This is a genomic window from Nocardia sp. NPDC102475, from assembly GCF_055584605.1.
This window is the reverse complement of record NZ_JBVJLS010000007.1, coordinates 167,843-185,067: the sequence shown is the minus strand read 5'-3', so window position 1 is coordinate 185,067 and position 17,225 is coordinate 167,843. Positions and strand designations below refer to the sequence as shown.

Below are 17,225 nucleotides of genomic sequence, written 5' to 3'. Positions count from 1 at the left end.
CCGCGCCGCCCATTTCGGCCGCGGCTGTCTTCGTGGACCCGTTGGAAGGACTTCATGGATGGATCTCCCACATCTGGCCCTACTGCTCGTCGTGGGTTTCGGCGCGGGGGTATGCAACGCCATTGCCGGGGGTGGCAGTCTGCTCTCATTTCCCGCACTGCTCGCCACCGGACTGCCGCCGGTCGCAGCCACGGTGACCAATTCGGTGTCGGTCTGGCCCGGCTATTTCGGTGGTGCGGCGGCGCTGCGGCGGCGACTCGACGACTATCGTGCGCTCGTCCCGCGTCTGGTCGCGACCGGGGCGGCCGGTGCGGTGGGCGGCGTGATCGCACTGCTCGCCGCGCCGCCGCAGATCTTCGCCGCGCTGGTGCCCTACCTGATTCTGTCGGCGACGGCACTGTTCGCCGCCCAGCCGTTGGTATCGCGGAAGTTGACCGCGCGACAAGGGGATTCCAGGACAACCCTGTTCCTGGGCGTATTCCTCGGCGGTGCCTATGGCGCGTATTTCAACGGCGGTATGGGCATCGTCGTCCTCACCACACTCGCCCTCGGCATCGACGCCTCGATCACCAGCCTGAACGGTCTGAAAAGCGTACTGACCCTGACGGTTTCGACGACCGCCGTGTTCGCCGTCGCATTGTTCGGCCCCGTGCACTGGCTCTCGGTGGCGGTCCTCGCACCGGCCTGCCTCGTCGGCGGCGTCGTGGGCGCGAAGCTGGCCGACCGGCTGCACCCCAACGCTTTCCGCGCCGTGGTCATCATCTTCGGCGTGGGTGCGGGGGCAACGATGCTGCTCAACTGACGACTCACCCTGAATACCGAGAGGACGCTCAATGAACAACCTGCTGCTGCGAGGCGGACGCCCTTGGATTCCTGGGCTGCCGACCGAGACCGCGGATATCCTCATCGTCGACGGACGGATCGCGAAGATCGCGCCCGCGCTGGAAGCGCCGGACGGCGAGATCATCGATCTGGCCGGCGCGCTGGTACTTCCTGGCCTGGTCGATACGCACTGCCATCTGGACAAGACGCTGTTCGGTGGCCCATGGGTACCCAACACCGGTGGCCGAACCCTGCCCGGGCGCATCGCGAACGGTGAGGGTCGGCGGCCCGAACTCGGCCTGCCCAGCGCGGACTACGCCGCAAACCTGTTGGACGCCATGATCAGCGGGGGCACCACACAGGTGCGCAGCCACATCGATATCGATCCGGAGGTCGGTCTGGGCGGTGTGGAAGCGGTGCGGGAAGCCGCCGCGCGGCACTCGGATCGGGTGGATGTCGAGTTGGTCGCGTTCCCCCAAGGCGGGCTGCTGACCCGGCCGGGGACCGCCGAGTTGATGGCGTCGGCGCTCGCGGCCGGTGTCGAGGTCGTCGGTGGTCTCGATCCGGCGGGCTATGACCGGGATCCGGTGGGGCAACTCGATGTGATCTTCGGCCTCGCGGAACGCCACGGCGCGAAGATAGACATCCACCTGCACGACGGCGGCGCCCTCGGCGCTTGGGAATTCGACCTCATCATCGAGCGCACCCGCGCTACCGGCCTTGCCGGGCGGGTCACGATCAGCCACGCGTACGCGATGGGGGCCCTCGCACCCGATGAGCAGCGGCGAGTCGCCGAAAACCTCGCCGAGGCAGGCGTTTCCATGGTGACCTGCGCGGTCGGCGAGGCGCCCGTCGTGCCGGTGCGGGTCATGCACGACGCGGGCGCCACCCTGGCGCTGGGCAATGACGGTGTGCGGGATCTGTGGACCCCGTACGGCGACGGCGACATGCTGCGTCGGATCAACAGCGTCGCGTATCGGGACCGGCTGGTCGCCGATCCCGAGATCGAGTTGGCTTTGCTCGCCGGAACCTACGGTGGTGCAAGGGTTCTCGGACTCGATGACTACGGGCTCATGGCCGGAGCATCGGCCGATCTGCTCGTCGTCGACGCACCGACACCGGCGGCCGCGGTGGTCGCGCTGCCGACTCGCAAACTGGTGCTCAAACGTGGCCGGGTCGTCGTCCGCGACGGTATGGTCGTTACCGAGAAATAAATTGTATACGAAACAGGCGCGTAATCGTGGCGACCGCGTTCGGCAATCACCCGCCGATAGAACTAGCTCATGAGCACAACGGCTTCTCCAGCGTCGACGATGCAGGGCGCATCTGCGTATACGACCGCTGCCGACCGTAGTCCCGCGGATGCCGCACCGGCCCTTGCGTTTCGCGGCGTATCCCTGACCTTCGAGAACGGCACTCAGGCGCTCGCCGACATCGACATCGCTATTCGCGGTGGTGAATTCGTGTCACTGGTCGGTCCGTCCGGCTGTGGTAAGTCCACGCTGCTGCGGCTGGCCGCCGGTTTCGAGCGGGCCACCGCGGGCACTGTCGACGTCGCGACGGCCCAGCTCGGCTATGTATTCCAAGAGTCAACCCTGCTGCCGTGGCGCAGTGTACTGCGCAATGTCGAACTGCCCGCCGAACTCGCGGGCGTGGACAAGGCGACCCGGCGGGCTGCCGCCCGCGACGCCATCGAGCGGGTGGGTCTCGCCGGGTTCGAGAAGCACAAGCCCGCACAGCTTTCCGGCGGCATGCGGATGCGCGCCTCCATCGCGCGCGCCCTCACCATGCGGCCCGCACTGTTCCTGTTCGACGAACCCTTCGGTGCGCTGGACGAGATGACCCGCCAGCGGCTCAACGAGGAGGTTGGAACGTTGTTCCGCCGCGATGGTTTCGCCGGAGTGTTCGTCACCCATTCGGTAGCCGAGGCGGTCTTCATGTCCACCCGGATCGTCGTGCTGACCGGGCAGCCGGGCCGGGTGTGCGCCGATATTCCGGTACCACTGGGCTTTCCACGGGCACCGGAGCTGCGGTACACGGCCGAGTTCGCCGATATCGCCGCCGATGTGTCCGCCGCGCTGCGCGGCTCCGGACAGGAGGTTGCCGCATGACCGCCGCCACTGCGGGTCCGGTCGCGGCGGAGACCGCGAGTCAGATCGAATCGGCCACTCGAAAACGGCACTGGCGCATGCCGATCACACCGATTCGCATCATCGCACCGGTCGTCGTTTTCGTCCTGGTCATCGCGCTGTGGTCGATCGCGAGTCACTTTCTGCTGGCCGAAGAGTCGCGATTCCTGCTGCCCGCACCCGAGGCGGTCATCTCGCACGGTCTGCTGGATTCGGTGGCGCGCACCGAGATTCTGACCGCGCTGTGGTCGACGGTGCAGGTCGCGCTGGTCGGGCTCGGCATCGCCATCGTGCTCGGCGTTGGGTTCGCGGTGCTCATGAGTCAGGCGCGGTGGGCCGAGTATTCGCTGTACCCGTATGCGGTGATTCTGCAGACCATTCCGATCCTCGCGGTGGTGCCGCTGTTCGGTTTCTGGTTCGGCTACGAATTCGGCAGCCGCGTGATCGTATGCGTGATGGTGGCGTTGTTCCCGATCGTCACCAACACGCTGTTCGGCCTGAAATCGGTGGCCGCGGCCGAACATGATCTGTTCACCCTGCACGGCGCCAATCGCTGGCAGCGTCTGCTGAAACTGCAGCTGCCCGCGGCACTTCCGGCCATGATCTCCGGGTTCAAGATCTCCGGTGGGATGGCGGTGATCGGCTCGATCGTCGCCGACTTCTTCTTTCGCCAGGGCCAGCCGGGCATCGGCCGCATGATCGACGTCTACCGCCAGCGCCTGGCCACCGAGGAGTTGCTCACGGCGCTGCTGCTGTCCTCGCTGGTGGGTCTGATCCTCTTCTGGTGCTTCGACTTTCTCGCCGGGCGCGTCGACCGCGCACATGGTGTCCGTCGCGGCAGGTAACGCCGACTCGCTTCGCTCTGCTCCGAACCCGCTCGACCCCAAGGAAATCCCGTGAAGAAATGCCTCCTCGCCGCTGCCGCGCTGTCCGGCACCACACTGCTCACCGCCTGTAGCGGTGCCACCTCGACACCCGCGCCGACCGGCGATGGCGAACTCGCGGGCGTCTGCCCCTCGACCGTCGTGATCCAAACGGATTGGTACGCAACACCGGAACGCGCCGCCGCCTTCCAGCTGGTCGGACCCAACGGTACCGTCGACGTCAAGAAGGGCGCCTACTCCGGCCCACTCGGCGATACCGGCGTCAATGTCGAAGTGCGCTTGGGCGGTCCGTTCCTTGGTGGGCAGCCCGTTCCGGCGCAGATGTACCAGGACCCCAGCATCACCCTCGGCATGATCCCGACCGACGAGGCGCTGCAGGCGCGTGGAAAGTTCAATGTCACCGGTGTTTTCGCCTCTCTCGATATCAATCCGCAGATCGTGATGTGGGATCCCGCGACTTATCATGTCGAGTCCTGGAACGACGTGGCCGCGACCGGGGCGCCCGTCGTGTACAGCGAGGGCAAGATCTACATGGACTACCTGATCGCCAAGGGCTACGTCCGGCCCGAACAAGCTGACGCGTCCTTCGACGGGACGCCGAGCCGGTTCGTCGCCGAACGCGGCAAGGTGATGCAGCAGGGTTATGTCTCCAATGAGCCCTACCGCTGGGAACATGACGTCAAGGGCTGGCTCGAGCCGACGAGCTACCTGCTCGTGCACAAGGCGGGCTACGAGATCTACCCGCACCAATGGTCGGTCCGCAGTGACAAACTCGCCGAACTGAGTCCATGCCTGACCAAGCTGGTCCCGAAACTGCAGCAGGCCGAGGTCGATTACGTGACCAACCCGGAGCCGACGAATCAGGCACTGCTGCGCATCGCGCAGACCATTCCGGACGGTCCGCCGATCACCGCCGCGGGCAATGCGAACTCGGTTAAAGTTCAGCTCGTGGAGAAGATCGTCGGAAACGGAACCGATGACACCCTCGGCAATTTCGACACCGCCCGGGTCGACCGTGTCATCACCGCCGTGACCGATACGCTGCGCGGTCGTGGTCAGCAGGTTCCCGACGGTGTCACCGCCGCCAACCTGGTTACCAACCAATTCATCGACCCCGCAATCGGTTTGCGGGCCCAGTAGCGTCCGCTCAGGTCGCCTCGGGTACGGGGAGCCCGAGGTGGGCGACTATCCAGGGGCACGACGAGGTGCAGGCCGCCGAGGCGAATTGCCAGGTGTGGCCGCCCTGGGTGGTGTGGATGGTGCAGTCGATGCCGACCTCACCGCGGTTCACCGGTCAGGTCCGCACTGCCGCCGTGGGCAGCGACCAATGCCGGGCTAGTGGTGGGTCTGTGACCGAACGGCTGGGTGAAAGCCATTGACCGCTGCTACTCGGACCATTCGCTGGTGCAGTTCGCGAGTGGCCTGATCGGCGAGCGGATGGGTCGAGCGGCTACCGGCCCATGCGCAGTGCCCGCCGACGTACACCGCACGCAAGTTGCGTGTCGAGCAGGCCAAGACATAGGTGGCGACCGGATCCCAGACTGGCCCGGTGTCGGGGTCGAACGGGTCGACGATGATGAAGTCCGCGTATTTTCCGACCTCCAGCGAGCCGATTCGGTCTGCTGCGCCGATGGCCGATGCCGCGCCGAGTGTGTGCAGTCGGAGCATCTGTGCCGGTGTCAGGATGGCTGCGTCGCTGTGCAGCGCGCGTTGGGTGTACAGACCAGTGCGCATGTTTTCGAAGGGGTCGGACACGTCGGTGCACGATTGATCGTCCAGCCCGATCCCCACACGCATGCCAGTGGCCAAGATCCTTGGTATGTCGGCGATCCCGGATCCGAGGCGGCCGTTGGACATCGGCTGCCACACCATGGCGCATCCGGTCTGAGCCGCGCGGTCGATCATTCGGTCGGTGGGATGGACGAAGTGGCCGAACGCGAAATCCGGGCCGAGGACTCCGGCTTCGTCGTACCAGTCGAACTTGGCTTGCTGGATGTCGAGTTGTTCCGTGGTTTCGACGAAATGGGCTTGGTTGGTGACGCCGTGACGGTCCATCATGGTGCGTTCGCGCTCGGCGGTGGCAGGTGAGGTCGACCACTGTACGGATCCGTAGACCGAGCCCCCCAGGTAAAGATGTGGCGGCACAGTCGTTTTCGCGTAATCCATCACCTCACCGAAGGCCCCGAGCGCTTCGTCTTCGGGCAGTTGCTCGTCGTCGAGCCGGACGCTGGCGACGAATCGGATGCCCGCGTCGCTGGTGGCATCGATCTGGCGGGTCAGAAACTCGAGCGGCCGGACAGCGGCCGCTTTCATACTCGAGGAGGCGTAGTCGAACAGCGCAAGCACACGGCTCTGGGTGAAGTTGTAGGCCGAGGTGATGCCGTTGGCGAGAAAGTCGAACGACCCGGCCAGGGTGAGCCAGTACAGGTCCTCGGCGCCCGCAGCGAGCAGCATCTCGGTGTTGCGGGTGACCCACGGGTAGAGCGTGCTGTTGGCGGCGACACCGCGCATGCCGCCGGTGTAGATATGGCTGTGCGCGGAGACGAAGCCGGGCGCGACCATGGCGCCCGCCACGTCGCGGACCTCACCACCCTCAGCGGGCGGATCCCCTTCTCCGACACCGGATATCCGGCCGTCGGCATCGACGGTCATCCAGCCGGGCAACCACTCGCGATCTCCGCCGACGGGCAGCAGTGTCGCATTCTTGATGGTCAGTAGGGTCATCCGACGCGGCCGGGATCGAAGGTGCTGACCTCCGGGATGGCCTGCACCAGGGAATCGACTGTGCCCTGGAACAGTTCGGCGCCGAACGTGGCATCTGCCCCGGTGGGATCGCCGATCACGCCGGACTCGGCGAAATCGTCGGCGAGCCAACCGAATCGGACCGGTTTGCCGAATCCGACGTGCTTGTAGCCCGCGATCGAGTGCGGTACAGCGGCTTTCGCCTTGGTCATATCGACGAGATCGGGGCGCAGGTGCAGCATCATCGACGTCTCGGCCCATCCGGCGTGGATGCCGAAACCCTCCTCGGTCGGCCCAGGCCGGGCAGGCGATGCGTAGAGGAAGGTCTGCAGGTCGAATCGGCGGCGCAATTCACGTAGCGCCACCTCGAGCAGGGCCGAGTTGCCGCCGTGGCAATTGACGAACAAGACCCGCCGCGCCGGAGTCGCGGCGATGCTGCGCCCCAGATCGACCACGACGCGCATCATCGTCTCCGCCTGCAACCACATCGCGCCGGGCAGGTTGGCATGCTCGTCGGACTTGGTGTAACCCAATGCGGGCAGCAACCATACGTCATTGCCCTCGGCGGCGGCGCGATCGACCGCGGCGCCGGAAACGGCCTCGGCCAGCACCAGATCGGTGCGCAGCGGCAGATGTGGGCCGTGCGGTTCGATCGCTCCGGTGGGCAGCACGAGCACGGAGTCGCGGCTCAGCGCCTCGGGGACTTCGGCCGTGGTCAGATCGGCAAAGCGCCGGGTGGATGTCGTCACCGGTGCCACCTTCCTGGATTGAGCAGACCCTTCGGATCGGTGCTGCGCGCCAGCGCCCGGACCCGATCGGCGTCGAGATCGACATAGGACTGGTGCGGCGAATGCACACTGACGCCGAGCGCCTCCAGCGCGGGCACCCCGGCGAATACCTGTTCGGGATCGCGGTAGACGCCGTTGATCATCCCGAACATGGTCTGATGCCCGACTTCCAAGTGCAGCATCCCGCCGTCATAGACGTTCTCCACCTCCCGCAGCCGGGTGACGAGCGCGTCGCCTTGGCATTCCATGTGAAAGTAGGTGTCCGGCACGGCTTTCTGCAGCCACCAGGTCGGGTGGTTGTAAGACAGGGTGCTCAACCGCATCGTCTGCGCCAGCCCCTCGCGCACCGCCTCGATCCGGCCGCCACCGGCCTCCAGCACCGCAACCGTCTCCTCGAGCGCCGCGGCGTCGACGATGCCGCGGACACTGGCCCGGCCGTGCACCAACGCGGGGTCCGACGGCAGTGCGTCGACGATCGTCGCACCATCGGCGGACAACAGCCGCGGCTTCGGTTCGATGGACGCGGCGCGCATGGCGGCAGGGAAGGCCTCGTGCTGGGACCCGAAACTGGCGTACACGCACTTCCAGTCTTGCAGTGGTTCCAACCGGACCGTGGCCGAAACGATGATCCCCGCCACCCCGTAGGTGTGCACCATCGGTTGTGCCGCAGCACCTTCCAGGTGGAGAAGTTCGGCGTCCTCGTGGCCGTAGACGACATCGACGGATTCCACGAAACCCATGTGGTTGCGGCCGTGCACGATGGTGCCCGTGCCGGCGGAGCCACCGGCCAGAAATCCGCCGAGCGTGGATTGCGCGGTCGACGGGTACATCCAGAGCTGCCGTCCGGCATCCCACGCGGCCTGCTCCAGGTTGATCATCCTGGCCCCCGCCTCCGCGGTGATGGTTGTCTCGGTGAGGTCCCGGATCCCGCCCAGCGAGGTCATGTCCATGACAAGGCCGCCGAAGCGGGGCACCACCTGGCCGTAATTGCCGGTGCCCTTGCCGCGCGCGGTGATCGGTACACCGCGACGCACCGCAGCCCGCACAATCGCCGGAACCTGTTGGGCCGTCTTCGGATAACACACCGCGTCCGGCCGCCCGAGGGGTTGCTTGGCCGAGAGGATCGGGCTCATCCCCGACCCGTCACGGGAGGCGCGGTCCAGAGCGCGGTCGAGGGTGCTCACGCCGCGCGGGCCGAGCAGCGCGAGCAGGTCATCGACCAGACCGTCGAGTTGCTCGGGCCCGAAGTCGGGACGATCACCGGCCTCGATCAAGGCGGCGGTCACGACGCGAACCCGATCTTGGGATCGATGAATCGGTTCGTCGCGATCTGTTCGGTCGTCAGTCCTTGGGGGACCGAGACTTTCTGCTCGGTGTAGATCGGCCGGGTGATGTCGATGACCCGCTGAACTCGCGCGGTGTCGAAATCACCGACCGTGGCATTGCCGCCGTTGCCGACCACACCGGCCTCACGCATCCGCTTCGTCGCAAAGGCCGCGTTGCCCGTGTCGTATACCCAGCCGGTGTCGTACTTGTCGACTGCCTGCACGATCAGATCGTTGGCCGTGGCCGGATCGGCGAAATAGTCGAGCTGGGCTTGCTGCATCACCGGAACGAGGCGTTGCAGGCACCCCGAATCGGCCTCGAGCTGCCCGGACCGGACCGCGAGCGCGGACTTGTAGACGGGGAATCCGGTGTCATGCAGCAACTGGTAGGCCACCGGCTTGTGCCATTGGGGGATCTTCTGTTCGTAGAGATAGGGTTCGGTGCTGACGAACCCCTGTTGCGCCTTGGCGCCACCGGCAGCGACGAAGTTGGCCGGTGTGCCGTCGTAGCTGCCGTCCACCTGATTCTTGTCGAGAATGCCGGCACCGGTCAGATAGTCCATGTAGGCGCTGCCCTGGAAGTACAACACGGTCGCCTTCGCGGCCTTCAGGTCGCTGATGGAGTGCACATTCGGATAGGTCGCCGGATCCCACATGATCATCTGCGGGTTGATCTCCAGTGGCGCGAAGACGCCGGTGGTCGGGTTGGTGGCCGCGGACTGGATGGACTGGTCGGTGTCGACGAAGCCGAGCATGATCGAGTCGTCCTGATACATCTGCGATGTCACGGTTTGGAATCCGATCGCGGGGCCACCGGCGCGGATCTCCAGGTCCACCCCGGTGTATTCGCCGTGGGCGAAAAGCGGACCGGTGACCCTCTTGCCCGCGGCGTCGATCGCCGGGTTCGGACCGAGTAGTTGATAGAGGCCGCCATGTTCGGCCTCCGGGTTCCAATCGCTCTGCACCACGATTTTCGCCGGGCAGACCTGCTTCAAGTCGATCGCTCCGATCGGGCCGCTGTAACCGGAAGTTGCTGTTGGGCTATCGGTTTGGGCACAGCCGGTCAGTACGGCGAGGCCGATGACGATCGCCGATACGGTCACGCGGGCCGAACGCGGCAGACTAAGTGTTCTCATGTTTCTCCCAAAGGGGCGCAGCGGCAGGGTGGGATTTCAGTTGCGGGCGGAGTCGTACCAAGCGCCGACCAGCCGGCGAGACAGCCAGCTGAAGAACGCGAAAACTACGACGCCGAGGCCGGAGGCCAGCAGGATCGAGGCGAACAATTCGGGCGACTGCAGCCGGGATCGGTAGTTGTCGATCAGGATGCCGATGCCGGGATCGCCCTGCTTGAAGAAGAAGTCGCCGACGATCGCGCCGACCACCGCGAGTCCGGCCGAGATCCGGACACCGGCGAAAATGGCCGGCATCGCGGCCGGGAACTCGAGCTTGCGCAGCACCGTCGTCCGGCCAGTGGCGCGCAGCGCGAACAGTTCCCGCAGGCCCTTGTCAACCGATTTCAGCCCGAACAGCGTGTTCGACACCACCGGGAACAGGGCGATCAGCACGCAGACGAACACCCGCGCGGTGAATCCGAAACCGAACCAGAAGCCGATCAGCGGAACCAATGCCAGGATCGGAATACACTGCAGCACAACCGCATACGGAAACAGAGCAATCTCCGCCCAACCAGCTTGCGCCATCAGTACCGCCCAGACGATCCCGAGGACCACGGCGATCACCAGACCGGTGCACGCCACGGTCGCGGTCCGCTGCAACGCCTCCCACATATCCGGCGCCCCGGGGCCCAGCAGGCCTTCGGTCACCACTTCGTGCGGCGGCGGCATCAGAAACCGGCGCGACGGTGCCAGCACTGTGTAGGTCACCAGGTACCAGGCGCCGATCACCATGGCCAGGACCGCGAGCGGAGCAAGGACCGTACGCAGTTTGAACGTGCGCGCCGCGGCGGTGGTCACAACTGATTCGGATACTGTTGCGGCAGTGTGCGTTTCGACGTTCATGCGTGACTTCCTCGCAGCGCCTGCGAGACTCGGCTCGCGAGTGCGGTGAACTCGGGGGTGAAGCGGATATCCGGTCGGCGCGGGAAGTCGAACGGAATGTCGATCTCCTCGACGATGCGGCCCGGCCTGCCCGACATCACCGCGACGCGGGTCGAGAGGTACACGGCCTCGGTCACCGAATGCGTGATGAACAGGCCCGCGAAGCGGCGGTCGTCGAACAGTTCGGTTATCTCGTCGCCGAGCCGCTCTCGCGTGATCTCATCCAGTGCGCCGAAAGGTTCGTCGAATAAGAACAACTCGGGATCGACGGTGAGCGAACGAGCCAGCGACACCCGCATCCGCATACCACCGGAGAGCATGCGCGGCAGGTGATCGGCGAACCCCGCGAGACCGACCAACTCGATGGCATCGTCGGCACGGCGATAGCGTTCGGCCTTGGCCATGTGATCGAGTTCGGCCAGTAGCGCAACATTGTCACGCACCGAGCGCCATGGCAGCAGGGTGGCGTCCTGGAACACATAGCCGATCCGATTCGCGCCGACCTGGGTGTAACCCCCGGTCGCGGACTCCAGGCCGGAGGCGATTCGAAGCAGCGTCGACTTTCCGCAGCCAGAGGGCCCGACGACGCTGACGAATTCACCGGCCCGGACTGTCAGATCGACGCCCGAGAGCGCGACCGTGCCGTTGGGATAGGTGAGTTCGGTCGATTCGAATCCGAGCACCTGACTACCGGGGCGGGGCGGGGCGGCGCTCATGGTTGGCATGCTGGACATCAGACCTCCAGTACTGCGAAATCGGCTGTGCGATGGTCGGTTCGGCTGATCGATACGATCGCGCCGTCGCGAATGACGATCCGGTCGGCAGGTGCGTTCGCGACAACATCGAGCAGACTGCTGCCGCGTACGGCGAGAAATTCCGCGCGGGCACCGGGTTTCGCGCCGGCCTCGGGCAAGCCGAGCACCGCGCGCGCACCATCGGTAACCAAGTGCACGGCCACTTCCGGCGCCAGATGACCGGCCGTGATCAGCAGTGCGGCCGTTTCGAGTGCGTCACTGCGGCCGATCGGGTTGAACGGATCGCGGACATTGTCGGCACCGGCCGCGACGGGGATGTCCGCGTCGAGTAGCGCGGCGAGCGCGGTCAATCCGCGCGGCATAGCGACCGGGTCATCCCAGCCCTGCAGATACAAATTGGTGATGGGCAGGCTGACGATCCCCACGCCACTGCGCGCCACCGTGGCCAGCAGCGCGTCCAGTTCGTCTGCGGCCATGGTACCGAGCCTGCAGCAGTGCCCAGCGGTGCGCGTCCGGGCGGCGGGCCACCCGGCGACCCGCTCGGCGAAGTGGGCGAGTGTGTGGTGGTCGCCGCACAAGAACTCGTCGACGTGTAGGTCGGCGCCGACTCCGCGGGCCTCGGCAATGTCGAGTAGCCGGGTGAGTTCGGCGATCGGGTCCGACGCGATATGCGGTGCGCCACCGATCAAGTCGGCGCCCGCGTCCAGGGCCGCGTGGAGAAGTCCGGGATCGGCCGCCGGGGGTGTCATCGCCACGATCTCGATGTCGACGAGCCCGGACAATCGCCTGCGTACGCTATGCACCGCGCGGATGCCGCGCAACGGGTCCGGGCCACTGAGGATGTCGACGTGCGACCGAATGGCGGTCGTGCCGTTGCGCAACAGGGCCGATGTCGCCGCGGTCGCCCGACTGCGGAAAGACTCCTCGGTCAGTTCGGCACTGCCCTGGCGCCACGTGTCGATCGCCGCTCCGAGGTTGCCGAAGGTCGGCGTGAGCGCATCCCAGGTCAGCGCCTTGTCCAGGTGTGCGTGTGGCTCGGCGGGTGCGGTCAACAGCACGAAACCGCTCAGATCTATTGATGCGTCGGAGGTTTCGTCGCTCCGGTCCGGTGCACTCGGGCGAACCGCGGTCACCAGCGAGTGCCCCCCGTCGCGTCCGATGTCGAGATCGACCACCGAGCCGTCGGGCAAGGTTGCCCCGCACAGGCGCGAAACACGCTGCGGTAGTGGATGATCCATGGAGGTCCTTCGAGAGAGAAACAGATCGTGGTGGCCCGCCCGTGGCTGGTCGGCGAGACGTTACGGATAGAGCTAATGTTGATGTGATCAACATTTAGCACTATTCAGCCGCCTTGTTTCGGGTAGATGAACGAGTTAGCTACGGTCTTGTTAATTCGCCGACGCGACAATGGGTGGTCTAGCGTGCGGGTGCCCGTCCGTGACGCACCTCGACGATCGGTGGTGGGATATAAAGGTGGAGAACGTGACCAAAAAGGCGCCCGACGACGCGCAAACCATGCTCGGAGCCGAGATCCGCCGCCGCAGGCGTGATCGCGGACTCACCCTGGTCCGACTGGCCGAGCAGGCGCAGATCTCGCACCCGTTCCTCAGTCAGCTCGAACGTGGTTTGGCACGGCCGAGCATGCTGACGCTGGCCCGCATCGCCGAAGCGCTGGGAACCACCCAGGTCGACCTGATGCTGGCGGCGGACACCCGCGGCGGCGAGGACGCCGAAGGGACCGCCGAGGGCCAGGTGATCCGCTCCCACGAGGGCGTCCAGCTGCCGCGGGGTATCGCCAGATCGGGGCAGGAGGAGGGCTCGACCCGGCTGTTGGTGCACGGGCGCGCATCGTTCTACCCGCAAGAATTCATCGACGTACACGCCGAATTCGGCCCCTACTTCGAGCACGACGAGGACGAGTGGGTGTACGTGGTCGAGGGGGCGATCGTGGTCGACCTCGGTGACCATGGCCACGCGCGACTCGCCGACGGTGACAGCCTCTACTACACTGGCGGCACACCACACCGGTGGCGTGTGGTGGACGGCCCGCATGCCAGGCTGATTGTCGTGAAAGCGGCTGGGCGCGAGGCGGATTCCCGTGGCTGGGACCAATAACTAGGCGGGGCCCGAATTTTCTGGAGGCCCTGATGAACGATTCCGACTCCATCACCGTCGTCGTACGCGACCGCCGCCCAGTGGCCGAGAACATCGACGAGTTCACCCTCGGCCACCCGCACGGTGACCGGCTACCGCCATGGCAGGCGGGGGCACACATCGACCTACTGCTCGGCGACGGGATCGTCCGGCAGTACTCGCTGGTTTCCGATCCCGACGACACCATTCTCTATCGGATCGCGGTACTGCGTGAGGCGCATGGGCGCGGTGGTTCGGTCCGGGCCCACCAACTCCTGTCGATCGGCGCAACGGCCTCGATCCGGCCGCCGCGCAACCACTTTCCGCTCGTGCGTGCGCTCGGCTACGTGCTGATCGCCGGAGGTATCGGGATCACGCCGATGCTCGCGCTCGCCGCCGCCGCGCAGCGCACCGGGCGGCCTTGGCGGCTGATATATACCGGCCGCGACGAGTCGGCCATGGCTTACCTGCGTGAGCTACGCGAACACTACGGCGATGCGGTGCTGCCGCATCAGTCGGCGCATGCGGGACGCCTGGATGTGGCGGCGCTGCTCGCCGATTCGACGCCGGGAACCGCGGTACTGGCCTGCGGTCCAGCAGGTTTGATCGCCGCCGCGGAAGACGCTTGCGCGGGAGTCGAGGCGGTCGATGTGTTCGCCGAGCGGTTCGTCGCGCGAGATATCGCGGAGTCTGCTGCGGTCCCGTTCGAGGTGTCCCTCGCCATGTCGGGGCTGACGCTCACGGTTCCGTCGACCCGATCAATACTCGAGGTGGCCGAGGAACGCGGCGTGGTCGCACTCTCGTCATGCCGGGAAGGGACCTGCGGTACCTGCGAGACGGGCGTGGTGAGCGGGGAGGTCGACCACCGCGACTCTGTGCTGTCGCCGGAGGAGCGCGCCGAGGGCGAGTCCATGATGATCTGCGTATCACGCTGCGCTGGAGCACGATTGGTGCTCGAACTGTGAAGCGCTGAATGTCCGGCATAGAATTCGGCGGCCCCGGCGGCACGAAGGGAACGGCGGTACCGGGACGCCGGGGCTGCCCTTATCCAGACGTTGGGGCCGCCTTCACCTGGACACGGAGGCGAGTCCGCGGACGAGGTCCGCGGCGGTCGCGGTGAACCCGAAACACTGTCGGATGTTGTACGTCGTTGCCTCCATACAGTATTCGGGCGAGGTGGTGGCCACCGCATCGGTGAGTAGCACCACGTCGTAGCCGATGTTCGCGGCGTCCATCAATGTCGACAACACGCATTGATCGGCGTTCACGCCGGCGAACAGCAGGGTGTCGACCCGCAGGTTGCGGAGCACGGAATCCAGAACCGTATCGACGAATCCACTCATCCGGTACTTGTCGACGCGAATGTCTTCTGGCGCGATCTCGAGATCGTCGACTACGTCCGCGCCCCAGCTGCCCGCTTCGAGCACGGCGGTGCTCGAAGCGGTTGCCGCACTGCCGATTCCGACGCCAGTGCCGGCGGGATCGTAAACGTGCAGCACACCGGGCGGCAGGTTGGCCCGGTCGGGCCGGTTGCCCCAATTCACCCACACGACCGGGATGTCGGCCCCGCGCACGGCCGGCAGCGCCGTCCGCACGGTATCGACGGCCGCACGTGCGGGCGAGACGTCCACTCCAATGCGCGCAAGCCACCCGTCGACATGACAGAAGTCGTTCTGCAGATCGATGACGATCAACGCGGTGCGCGCGAGATCGAGGCTCACCCGTTGCGGCCGAGCATCGAGCTCCAGCGAGTGTGGCGGATGGATGGGGCGACGCAGATCCGCGTGGTCGCCGGACAGTGACCAGGAGTTTCGGGACATCAGGGGCGGTCCTGTCGGGCGAAAGGTGGAGTGGCGAAGGTGAGCAGGGTGGAGTCCTGTCCTGGTCCGGCCAGCAGGCACAACCCGACCGGCAGGTTTCCCGCCCGGAGATGGGGCATCGACAACGCGGGCAGTCCTGCCAGCGACGCGAGACAGGTCAGTCGCAATGTCTGCTGCCGCACCGCTTCCACGTCCGCCGACGAGGCGTCTCGGCGTGGAGCCGCCGACGAGGCGGCGGGCAGCGCGAGGACGACGCCGGGGGGAAGTATCCGCCGCAGCCGGGTGCTCATGTCGTCTAGCAGACCGCGCGCCTCGGTCTCGGTTGCGGCGTCGATCTCGCGGCCGACGTGGAATCGAGCGGCGACATCGGGCGCCAACGCGGTCGGCTGAGCGGACACGAAGGTGCCGTGCATGCGCCACGCCTCGGCGGCCTGAACCGTGCGGAATGCCATGAGCACAGTGTCGAGCCCGGCGCCGTCGGGGTAGTCGAGCGCGATCGTCTCCGGCGGTGGCAATACGTTTCCAGCGGACGCATCGCGCAGCGTCAGTGCCTGCACCGCCGCCCAAAAAGATTCGCGTGCGGCAGGATCCAGCAGATCGACCAGTTCCGGTGCCACCACCATCCTGGTGACCGGATGTACTTCTTGATTCGGCAGCAGCGCCGCGCCCGCCCGGGCGAGCAGCGTCGCATCGCGGGTGAGCAGGCCCACGGCATCGAAGCTCGGTGCCAAACCCACCAGACCCGTCCGCGCGACCACCCCGTGGGTCGTGCGAAGACCGTAGAGCCCGCAATATGATGCCGGGACGCGAATCGAGCCCGCGGTGTCGGTGCCGAGGCCGATATCGGCGAACCCGGCGGCGACCGCGGCTGCCGAACCGCTGCTCGACCCGCCGCTGACTCGGTGCGCCGCAACCGGATTCGGTGTCGCGCCGTAATGAATATTGGAGCCCGCAAGTGAGAAAGCCAGCTCGTCGGTGGTCGCGATACCCGTGATATCGGCCCCTGCCGCCAGCAATGCGTATACTGCCGCGGCGTGGCGAGACTCCACCGGCGCTCCCGCCAGCCAGGTCGGGTTCCCCGCTCCGATCGCGTGGCCGGCCACCGCGAACAGATCTTTGACGGCCACTCGCGCATCGCGGAGCGGTCCTCGGCCGCCGCGTACGAGCGGCGCCTCGCCCGGCGCGACACGCCAAATTGATGAGTCGGGGCTGACCGTACTGCCGTCGGTGGGCGCGGGACCGCCGGACACATGCGCCACGGTGACGGCCCATCGACCGCCGCTGCCGCGCTCCCAGACTTGGGTTTGGACACCCTGTGAACCGTCCGCTCGGCGGGTCTCCGCGACGATCGCCGAGACATCGGGGCCGAGTCTGCGCACATATACCCGCACGAGGGAGCGGGGCGGTGCGCCGGCTCGCCCGGCCCGGAACTCGGCGATCGCGTCGTGGCCGACCAGCGCGGTTGCTGGATCGCTGCGGATCGGCCGAGGTCCGTCGGCGAATATGGCGTCCAGTTCGGCGAGATCGTTGGCCATCAAGGCCCTTTCATACCGCGCGAATGCCGAACGTAGATCGGCGTCGAGGTCATCGAAGGGAGAGATCACCGGTCAGACGGTAGCCATGAATGTTGATGTGATGAACATTGCCCGCGTAACACTGTTGTGAACCTTTTCGTCGCGACCGGGTTGATGGACTGCACCCTTCACTCGGTTCGATGGTCGGTCCGCAACTTTTACCTCCCGGAAACGCGGCGCCGCTACATTCGCAAAT

Annotated in this window: 17 protein-coding genes; 7 read left to right on the top strand and 10 right to left on the bottom strand. The window is 66.3% G+C overall.

The genetic code is table 11. From position 1 onward, the window contains the following. The first annotated feature begins 58 nt into the window (after nucleotides 1–58). From ACZ60G_RS15260 to ACZ60G_RS15240, 5 genes are all read left to right on the top strand, one after another. Entirely contained in the window at nucleotides 59–802 is a 744-nt protein-coding gene (locus ACZ60G_RS15260; RefSeq protein WP_465810743.1) for a sulfite exporter TauE/SafE family protein, read from the top strand. Nucleotides 803–833: 31 nt separating this feature from the next. After that, on the top strand, nucleotides 834–2,036 hold the full coding sequence (locus tag ACZ60G_RS15255; RefSeq protein ID WP_465810742.1) for an amidohydrolase: 1,203 nt from the start codon (nucleotides 834–836) through the stop codon (nucleotides 2,034–2,036). A 69-nt stretch (nucleotides 2,037–2,105) separates the two neighbouring features. Next, the gene (locus ACZ60G_RS15250) at nucleotides 2,106–2,933 is read left to right on the top strand and encodes an ABC transporter ATP-binding protein (protein WP_465810741.1); all 828 of its coding nucleotides are present in this window, start codon (nucleotides 2,106–2,108) and stop codon (nucleotides 2,931–2,933) included. Continuing rightward, on the top strand, nucleotides 2,930–3,796 hold the full coding sequence (locus tag ACZ60G_RS15245; protein WP_465810740.1) for an ABC transporter permease: 867 nt from the start codon (nucleotides 2,930–2,932) through the stop codon (nucleotides 3,794–3,796). The genes ACZ60G_RS15250 and ACZ60G_RS15245 overlap by 4 nt, the downstream gene beginning before the upstream one ends. A gap of 51 nt (nucleotides 3,797–3,847) precedes the next feature. Further along, a complete protein-coding gene (locus ACZ60G_RS15240; protein WP_465810739.1) occupies nucleotides 3,848–4,975 on the top strand; it encodes an ABC transporter substrate-binding protein in 1,128 nt (375 codons plus the stop codon). Nucleotides 4,976–4,982: 7 nt separating this feature from the next. On the opposite strand, the gene ACZ60G_RS15235 is transcribed toward ACZ60G_RS15240, so the two are convergent. From ACZ60G_RS15235 to ACZ60G_RS15200, 8 genes are all read right to left on the bottom strand, one after another. Continuing rightward, on the bottom strand, nucleotides 4,983–5,126 hold the full coding sequence (locus ACZ60G_RS15235; protein WP_465810738.1) for a hypothetical protein: 144 nt from the start codon (nucleotides 5,124–5,126) through the stop codon (nucleotides 4,983–4,985). Between the two features lie 44 nt (nucleotides 5,127–5,170). Then, a complete protein-coding gene (locus ACZ60G_RS15230; RefSeq protein WP_465810737.1) occupies nucleotides 5,171–6,559 on the bottom strand; it encodes an amidohydrolase family protein in 1,389 nt (462 codons plus the stop codon). Then, nucleotides 6,556–7,326: a creatininase family protein gene (locus ACZ60G_RS15225; protein ID WP_465810736.1), complete on the bottom strand. Its 771-nt coding sequence runs from the start codon at nucleotides 7,324–7,326 to the stop codon at nucleotides 6,556–6,558. Before ACZ60G_RS15225 ends, ACZ60G_RS15230 begins: the two co-directional genes overlap by 4 nt. Next, complete coding sequence (locus ACZ60G_RS15220) at nucleotides 7,323–8,651, bottom strand: FAD-binding oxidoreductase (RefSeq protein WP_465810735.1); 1,329 nt, start codon at nucleotides 8,649–8,651, stop codon at nucleotides 7,323–7,325. The genes ACZ60G_RS15225 and ACZ60G_RS15220 overlap by 4 nt, the downstream gene beginning before the upstream one ends. Beyond that, complete coding sequence (locus ACZ60G_RS15215; protein ID WP_465810734.1) at nucleotides 8,648–9,826, bottom strand: ABC transporter substrate-binding protein; 1,179 nt, start codon at nucleotides 9,824–9,826, stop codon at nucleotides 8,648–8,650. The genes ACZ60G_RS15220 and ACZ60G_RS15215 overlap by 4 nt, the downstream gene beginning before the upstream one ends. 36 nt (nucleotides 9,827–9,862) lie before the next feature. Beyond that, nucleotides 9,863–10,597, bottom strand: a complete 735-nt coding sequence (locus ACZ60G_RS15210; RefSeq protein WP_387285935.1) for an ABC transporter permease — start codon at nucleotides 10,595–10,597, stop codon at nucleotides 9,863–9,865. 107 nt (nucleotides 10,598–10,704) lie between these two features. Continuing rightward, nucleotides 10,705–11,472, bottom strand: coding sequence for an ABC transporter ATP-binding protein (locus ACZ60G_RS15205; RefSeq protein WP_387285933.1), 768 nt, complete (start codon nucleotides 11,470–11,472; stop codon nucleotides 10,705–10,707). Nucleotides 11,473–11,480: 8 nt separating this feature from the next. Continuing rightward, nucleotides 11,481–12,740, bottom strand: a complete 1,260-nt coding sequence (locus tag ACZ60G_RS15200; RefSeq protein WP_465810733.1) for an amidohydrolase family protein — start codon at nucleotides 12,738–12,740, stop codon at nucleotides 11,481–11,483. A 244-nt stretch (nucleotides 12,741–12,984) separates the two neighbouring features. Here ACZ60G_RS15200 and ACZ60G_RS15195 point away from each other — a divergent pair, with 244 nt between their 5' ends. Further along, nucleotides 12,985–13,617, top strand: coding sequence for a helix-turn-helix domain-containing protein (locus ACZ60G_RS15195; RefSeq protein ID WP_465810732.1), 633 nt, complete (start codon nucleotides 12,985–12,987; stop codon nucleotides 13,615–13,617). Nucleotides 13,618–13,649: 32 nt separating this feature from the next. Next, entirely contained in the window at nucleotides 13,650–14,600 is a 951-nt protein-coding gene (locus ACZ60G_RS15190) for a PDR/VanB family oxidoreductase (protein ID WP_465810731.1), read from the top strand. 102 nt (nucleotides 14,601–14,702) lie between these two features. Here the strand turns inward: ACZ60G_RS15190 and ACZ60G_RS15185 are convergent, their stop codons facing one another. Together ACZ60G_RS15185 and ACZ60G_RS15180 are read right to left on the bottom strand one after the other, a co-directional pair. Next, nucleotides 14,703–15,455, bottom strand: a complete 753-nt coding sequence (locus ACZ60G_RS15185) for a cysteine hydrolase family protein (protein WP_465810730.1) — start codon at nucleotides 15,453–15,455, stop codon at nucleotides 14,703–14,705. Continuing rightward, nucleotides 15,455–17,059 carry an AtzH-like domain-containing protein gene (locus tag ACZ60G_RS15180; protein WP_465810729.1) on the bottom strand — a complete coding sequence of 535 codons (1,605 nt, stop codon included), beginning with the start codon at nucleotides 17,057–17,059 and terminating at the stop codon, nucleotides 15,455–15,457. Before ACZ60G_RS15180 ends, ACZ60G_RS15185 begins: the two co-directional genes overlap by 1 nt. Nucleotides 17,060–17,225 lie beyond the last annotated feature (166 nt).

Coding starts and splice junctions, on each gene's coding strand:
- ACZ60G_RS15260 (WP_465810743.1), top strand. CDS start 59: ATGGATCTCCCACATCTGGCCCTACTGCTCGTCGTGGGTTTCGGCGCG.
- ACZ60G_RS15255 (WP_465810742.1), top strand. CDS start 834: ATGAACAACCTGCTGCTGCGAGGCGGACGCCCTTGGATTCCTGGGCTG.
- ACZ60G_RS15250 (WP_465810741.1), top strand. CDS start 2,106: ATGAGCACAACGGCTTCTCCAGCGTCGACGATGCAGGGCGCATCTGCG.
- ACZ60G_RS15245 (WP_465810740.1), top strand. CDS start 2,930: ATGACCGCCGCCACTGCGGGTCCGGTCGCGGCGGAGACCGCGAGTCAG.
- ACZ60G_RS15230 (WP_465810737.1), bottom strand. CDS start 6,559: ATGACCCTACTGACCATCAAGAATGCGACACTGCTGCCCGTCGGCGGA.
- ACZ60G_RS15215 (WP_465810734.1), bottom strand. CDS start 9,826: ATGAGAACACTTAGTCTGCCGCGTTCGGCCCGCGTGACCGTATCGGCG.
- ACZ60G_RS15210 (WP_387285935.1), bottom strand. CDS start 10,597: ATGGTGATCGGCGCCTGGTACCTGGTGACCTACACAGTGCTGGCACCG.
- ACZ60G_RS15205 (WP_387285933.1), bottom strand. CDS start 11,472: ATGCCAACCATGAGCGCCGCCCCGCCCCGCCCCGGTAGTCAGGTGCTC.
- ACZ60G_RS15200 (WP_465810733.1), bottom strand. CDS start 12,740: ATGGATCATCCACTACCGCAGCGTGTTTCGCGCCTGTGCGGGGCAACC.
- ACZ60G_RS15190 (WP_465810731.1), top strand. CDS start 13,650: ATGAACGATTCCGACTCCATCACCGTCGTCGTACGCGACCGCCGCCCA.
- ACZ60G_RS15185 (WP_465810730.1), bottom strand. CDS start 15,455: ATGTCCCGAAACTCCTGGTCACTGTCCGGCGACCACGCGGATCTGCGT.